Here is a 1323-nt window from a genome sequence, read left to right as displayed (position 1 = left end):
ATGCACATTTGCAGTTCGTTTTTTTAACAGGGGTGACAAAATTCTCGCAAGTCAGCGTTTTCAGCGGTTTTAATCAGCCTAAGGATATAAGCATGGATGCCAGATACGAATCATTATGTGGCATTACACAAAAAGAACTTGAAACTTATTTTCAAGAGCCTGTTTATGAAATGGCGCAGAAATATAAATGTGACTATAATCATATGTTGACCAGGCTTAAAGAACAATATGACGGCTATCATTTCAGTGATGAAATGACTGATATATATAATCCTTTCAGCCTATTGAACGCAATGGACAGTAAACGTCTGGAGGATTATTGGTTCAAGACAGGAACGCCTACGTATCTAATCAGATTAATGAACCATTTTAATGAAAATATAAATGAATTAACTGGAAAGTATTATCGTCAGGAAGAATTTATTGATTATAAGGCTGATGTCGAAATGCCTTTGCCAATGATTTACCAAAGTGGATACCTTACGATAAAAGGATATGAAGAGTTTGGAAACCGCTTCCTTTTAGACTTCCCGAACAATGAAGTTAAAAATGGTTTTATTACTATGATTGCAACTTCTTACCTCCAGCCGGGTGAAAGAATTACAGGATGGATTTTTGACGTTCTTGATGCTATGCGTGCCGGGAATACAGAGAAGTTGGAACCACTGTTCACTTCGTTTCTTTCGAGCATTCCTTATTCCATGAGAAGAAAAGATAATGAAAGGGAAAAGGAAAGATATTTTCACTATACCTTTTATCTTATTATGAAACTGATTAGTGTTTATACAGTCTATACTGAAAAACAGCAAAGTCAAGGACGGGTGGATTGTATTGTAGAAACTCCGCAGTACGTATATATATTTGAATTCAAACTTGACGGTACGGCAGTTGAGGCCATTGAGCAGATTGAAAATAAAGGTTATGCTCGTGAATATATTTTGGATGGACGTAAGATTTTCAAAATAGGAGCAAGTTTTTCTTCAGAGACTGGTACAATTTCTGACTGGAAGATTGAAGAATGAATGGTAAATTGCTCATTATTAAATATTTAGGCATATTCCACGCAGACTATTTTCCTTGCCTCTTTTTTCCATTTACTATTGATACTCTGTAAAAAACTATTGCATAGTAAAGTTTCGCGTTCCTTTTATCAATTCACTTATCCTCCACGGCTCCTAATTTATTGTCAAAACCGGTTTGTAACAATAGAAGTTTCTTTTTGACATTGGTATTTTTACTGTTTTGTGTTTTCACGAAAAAAGTGTATCTTTACGCAGTCTCAAATATAAAGAAAGGAGTTACTTATGGTACTGATAGCAAATC

Annotated in this window: 1 protein-coding gene; it reads left to right on the top strand. The window is 34.8% G+C overall.

From position 1 onward, the window contains the following. Positions 1-1022 (top strand): PD-(D/E)XK nuclease domain-containing protein (locus tag OCV82_RS15115; protein WP_154045208.1); only part of this gene is annotated, 1022 nt, incomplete at its 5' end. Positions 1023-1323: the final 301 nt, after the last annotated feature.

Source organism: Bacteroides cellulolyticus (assembly GCF_025567135.1).
Classification (GTDB): Bacteria; Bacteroidota; Bacteroidia; order Bacteroidales; family Bacteroidaceae; genus Phocaeicola; species Phocaeicola cellulolyticus.
Note: the sequence above shows the minus strand (reverse complement) of the source record. Positions and strands in the feature narration are given on the sequence as shown.